The organism is Mesorhizobium sp. M7A.F.Ca.US.011.01.1.1, from assembly GCF_003998295.1.
In the GTDB taxonomy this organism is placed as follows: domain Bacteria; phylum Pseudomonadota; class Alphaproteobacteria; order Rhizobiales; family Rhizobiaceae; genus Mesorhizobium.
The window spans coordinates 1-4205 of sequence record NZ_RZRT01000129.1; the positions used below are offsets into that span (position 1 = coordinate 1).

General features: G+C 63.9%; 5 protein-coding genes and 1 pseudogene. 5 read left to right on the forward strand and 1 reads right to left on the reverse strand.

Features of this window, described 5'->3' with window-relative positions; all coding sequences use genetic code 11:
• On the forward strand, positions 1–442 hold a 442-nt coding region (locus EOA13_RS39510; protein WP_281040889.1), incomplete at its 5' end, for a helix-turn-helix domain-containing protein.
• Positions 443–481: 39 nt separating this feature from the next.
• Here EOA13_RS39510 and EOA13_RS36545 read toward each other — a convergent pair.
• Positions 482–1147: pseudogene (locus tag EOA13_RS36545) on the reverse strand (malate synthase G); the annotation flags it as partial.
• Between the two features lie 135 nt (positions 1148–1282).
• Here EOA13_RS36545 and EOA13_RS36550 point away from each other — a divergent pair.
• From EOA13_RS36550 to EOA13_RS36565, 4 genes are all read left to right on the forward strand, one after another.
• Positions 1283–1636: a transposase gene (locus EOA13_RS36550; RefSeq protein WP_127297976.1), complete on the forward strand. Its 354-nt coding sequence runs from the start codon at positions 1283–1285 to the stop codon at positions 1634–1636.
• On the forward strand, positions 1633–1980 hold the full coding sequence (gene tnpB, locus EOA13_RS36555; protein WP_127297977.1) for an IS66 family insertion sequence element accessory protein TnpB: 348 nt from the start codon (positions 1633–1635) through the stop codon (positions 1978–1980). Before EOA13_RS36550 ends, tnpB begins: the two co-directional genes overlap by 4 nt.
• 66 nt (positions 1981–2046) lie before the next feature.
• Complete coding sequence (locus EOA13_RS36560; protein WP_127297978.1) at positions 2047–3723, forward strand: IS66 family transposase; 1677 nt, start codon at positions 2047–2049, stop codon at positions 3721–3723.
• A 2-nt stretch (positions 3724–3725) separates the two neighbouring features.
• Positions 3726–3959 carry a hypothetical protein gene (locus tag EOA13_RS36565; RefSeq protein ID WP_127297979.1) on the forward strand — a complete coding sequence of 78 codons (234 nt, stop codon included), beginning with the start codon at positions 3726–3728 and terminating at the stop codon, positions 3957–3959.
• The last annotated feature ends 246 nt before the right edge of the window (positions 3960–4205 follow it).

Genomic DNA, 4205 nt, shown 5'->3' on the forward strand with positions numbered 1-4205 from the left:
ATGGGATGACTTGACTATCAGCGCTCGCGCAAAGGAAGCCTTGCTTCGGCATATATGGCCTGGGAACATCCGAGAGCTGAGGAACGTCATCACTAGGGCATCCAAGCTCGCCGACAACCGGGTCATAGAAGTCGAGGACCTAATGCTGCAAACTCCCAACTCTGTTCCGTTCTCTAAGGCACCCCTGCCGGGCTTCGCCATGGAAGCGGCCGGGTCCAGGCGTCCGCTTCCCGTTTACCGTCCGCGAGAGGCTTTGGCTCCGAGACCGCTCTCGCCTCATAAGATCGCCGCGCAATCTGCGGAACGAGACGAGATGGCTCGTGCGATAGAGCAATGCGGAGGCGACGTCACCGCATGCGGCCAGTTGCTCGGAATGAGCCGGGCGACCTTCTATCGCAAGCTCAAGCAATACAATCTGTCACTGGAACGTCAGGATGCCTGAGAGGCCGCAGCGCGGCCTCTCTCTTAGGTTCTTCAGGGACTATCCTGCTCGCGCTCGGAGCCCACCAGCGTATTTGACAGCGGCCGCTTTCTTGTCTGCACGGTAGCGATGAAGCAAAGCCTCGGTGTACCCGTTCGGTTGCTCCCGTCCCTTAGAACGAGATCAAGGGCGGCCTGGAAAGCGATCGAGGCGTCGAGATCGGATGTCATCGGCTCGTAGGCAGGGTCGCCAGCGTTCTGAACGTCGACCACGGCCGCCATCTTTCTCATCGTCTCGATCACCTGCTGTCTCGAGATGATCCCATGGCGGAGAGTTCGCCATGTGCTGGGCCGAAATGCGAAGTGTCGCACGATCCTCCATGAGACCCACGTCGTTGATGTCAGGAACCTTCGAGCAACCCACTCCCTGGTCGATCCAGCGAACGATGTAGCCGAGAATGCCGGCCGGGGACCAGTTTGGGAGGATGCGCTCGGGATCGACGGAATGTCCTCCAGTTTCGCCCGGGTTCGCGACCTCAGACTTTCCTGCACCGCCGCGACGTTGACGCTGTGATAGTGGGTGGCATGAAGTGTCGCAGTCGGCGGCGAAGGTACCCACGCGGTAGTAGCCCCCACCTGGGCATGGGCGATCTTCTGCTCGAGCATCGCAGCCATTAGGTCGGGCATAGCCCACATGCCCTATTTGCGCCTGTCCCAACAGACCACAAGCCGGCAAGGCATTCTTTCAACGATTCTCTGGCCGTATCGTACGCCTCCGGCGAGGGCCGCCTTGCGCGAGCATGGCACGGAAGCGAGGCTGCGCTCTTAAGGTCGTCCTTACGAGCGTAGTTAGCAGCACAGCATGAGCCATGTGACGTTATTGACCGGGCCGGAGCGTCGTCGTCGTTGGAGTGAAGAAGATCAGTGCCGGATACTGGCTGCGGCATTCGCGCCCGGGGCCACAGTGGCGGCGGTAGCGCGCCAGTACGATGTCGCGACCAGCCTGATCTACAAGTGGCGCCGCGCGATGAGAGCCCGCGAGACGGGCTTTGCCGAAGTTGTCGTGGTTCCCGATGAGCCTGTCGCCGCTTCGGTGCCGGCGGCGCCACCAGCGGTGATCGAGCTGGAGATCGCCGGCAAGGTGCGGCTGCGGATTCCGTTGACCACGCCGCCGACACTGGCGGCGGCGATGGTGAAGGCGCTGGGCGTTTCATGATCCCGGTCCCGAGCCAGGTGCGGATCTGGTTGGCGGTCGGCCGGACCGATATGCGTCGCGGGATGCAGGGCCTCGCTCTGCAGGTTCAGGAGACGTTGGGCCGGGATCCGCATGCCGGCGATCTTTATGTCTTCCGCGGCCGCAGCGGCAATCTGATCAAGATTATCTGGCATGATGGGCTCGGCATGTCGCTATATGCAAAGCGGCTCGAGAAGGGCCGGTTCCTATGGCCGTCGCCGGCGGACGGCACGGTTTCCATATCACCGGCGCAGCTCGCCTACATGCTCGACGGGATCGATTGGCGCAACCCGCTTCACACGTTCCGCCCGCAGCGCGCGGGCTGAGTTTTTCTTTGAGTTTGCGCCATTTTCCGCGAGTCAGCGGACGCGTTTTATGATTCACTCCAGGGCATGGTTGCCACCGCCCAGGATGCTGTTCCGGACGATATTGGCGCGCTGAGAGCAGCGCTGACCGCGGCGCTGGCCAGAGCCGAAGACGAGGCCGCGCGCGCTGCGCTGGTCGAGGCCGAACTGGCGGTCGCCAGGGCCAAGGCATCGGATGATGCGGCGCTGATCGCGCATCAGCATCTGACGATCCGGAAGCTGCAGCGGGCGCTGCATGGTCAGAGTTCTGAACGCTCAGCCCGCCTGCACGACCAGATGGAACTCACCTTCGAGGAACTCGAGAGCACCGCGACGGAAGACGAGATCGCCGCCGAACAGGCAGCGGCCCGGACCACCGAGGTGGCGCCTTACATGCGCAAGCGACCGGCGCGCCAGCCATTTCCCGAGCATCTGCCGCGCGAACGCGTGGTCGAGCCGGCGCCGACCGCTTGCCATTGCTGCGGCGGCCATCGGCTGCGCAGGCTGGGGGAGGATATCACCGAGACCCTGGAGGTGGTGCCGCGGCAATGGAAAGTGATCCAGCACGTGCGGGAGAAGTTCACCTGCCGCGACTGCGAAGCGATCAGCCAGGCTCCGGCGCCGTTCCACGCCACCCCACGCGGCTGGGCCGGTCCCGGCCTGCTGGCGATGATCCTGTTCGAGAAGTTCGGCCAGCATCAGCCGCTCAACCGCCAGGCCGAACGCTATGCCCGCGAAGGCGTGCCGTTCAGCCTGTCGACGCTCGCCGACCAGGTCGGCGCCGGCGTCGCGGCGCTGATGCCGCTGTTCAAGCGGCTCGAAGCCCATGTGCTGGCCGCTTCACGTCTGCACGGCGACGATACGACGGTGCCGGTCCTGGCCAAGGGCAAGACCGATACCGGCCGATTATGGACCTATGTGCGCGATGACCGACCGTTCGGCGGCGCCGATCCGCCGGCGGCGGTGTTCTACTATTCCCGCGATCGCCGAGGCGAACATCCCGCGGCGCATCTCGCCGGCTGGAGCGGCATTCTGCAGGCCGATGCCTTTGGTGGTTATGGCGATCTCTATGCGACGGGTCGTCAGCCGGCGCCTATTCTGGAGGCCAGCTGCTGGGCCCACAGCCGGCGCAAAGTGTTCGAGCTGGCCGATGTCGAAGCGGCGGCGCGCAAGAAGGCGCACGGCGAGAAGCCCAACCTGGTCTATCCGCTGGCGGTCGAAGCCGTGAAGCGCATCGATGCCCTGTTCGATATCGAGCGCGAGATCAACGGCCTGTCACCAGGCCAACGCCACGCCGTGCGCCAGGAGCGGAGCGCGCCGCTGGTCACCGAGCTCGAGACCTGGATGATTGAGACGCGCGACAAGCTCTCGCGCGGACATGATCTGACCAAGGCCTTCAACTACATGCTGCGCCGCTGGTCATCCTTCGCCCGGTTCCTCGACGACGGGCGGATCTGCCTATCCAACAATGCAGCCGAGCGAGCCCTGCGCGGCATCGCTCTCGGCAGAAAGTCCTGGCTGTTCTGCGGTTCCGATCGCGGCGGACAGCGCGCTGCCGTTCTCTACAGCCTGATCGTCAGCGCCAAGATGAACGATATCGACCCGCAGGCCTGGCTCGCCGATATCCTGGCGCGCATCGCAGCCCACCCAGCCCATCGGATCGATGATTTGCTGCCGTGGAATTGGAGATCCGCAAAACTGCGGACCCAACCAGCGGCGGCCTGATCATGCAGCGCAATAAGGTGCATCACGTCTACACCGTCGAACGTGTCGCCAGGGACCTCGGCGTCAGCGATGCGCTCATCCAGGACCTGACCCTCGGTCTCGAGCCCGAGGACGGCGTCATCTGGGTGTACGGCGCCAACGATGACGACGGAATCTTGGCCTTCACCGATGAAGGCATCGAGGAGGTCAAACTCCTCCTCGAAGAATATCATCGCGTCTCCCCATCGAAAGCTTGACCCTGCACCGCAGTGCTCATGGCCGCCGGACACGCACGTCTGCGGTCTTCACCGGACGGGTACGCCGTATCCGTGATCTGCAGAGTGAAAGCGCGCGCCGACGCGGTCTGCCGGGCGGAAAGCCGCCAATTAAGGACTAGCTGCCGACGTCGATGACGATGCGCCCCGTCACCTTGCCGGAGACAATCTCGGCGGCGAGCTCCGGAAGCCTGCCGATAGGTTCCACTCTCGTCAGTCGCGCTAGCT

Bases quoted from the DNA above. Each gene is read 5' to 3' on its own strand.
- EOA13_RS36550 (WP_127297976.1), top strand. From the start codon at position 1,283: ATGAGCCATGTGACGTTATTGACCGGGCCGGAGCGTCGTCGTCGTTGG.
- EOA13_RS36565 (WP_127297979.1), top strand. From the start codon at position 3,726: ATGCAGCGCAATAAGGTGCATCACGTCTACACCGTCGAACGTGTCGCC.
- EOA13_RS36560 (WP_127297978.1), top strand. From the start codon at position 2,047: ATGGTTGCCACCGCCCAGGATGCTGTTCCGGACGATATTGGCGCGCTG.
- tnpB (WP_127297977.1), top strand. From the start codon at position 1,633: ATGATCCCGGTCCCGAGCCAGGTGCGGATCTGGTTGGCGGTCGGCCGG.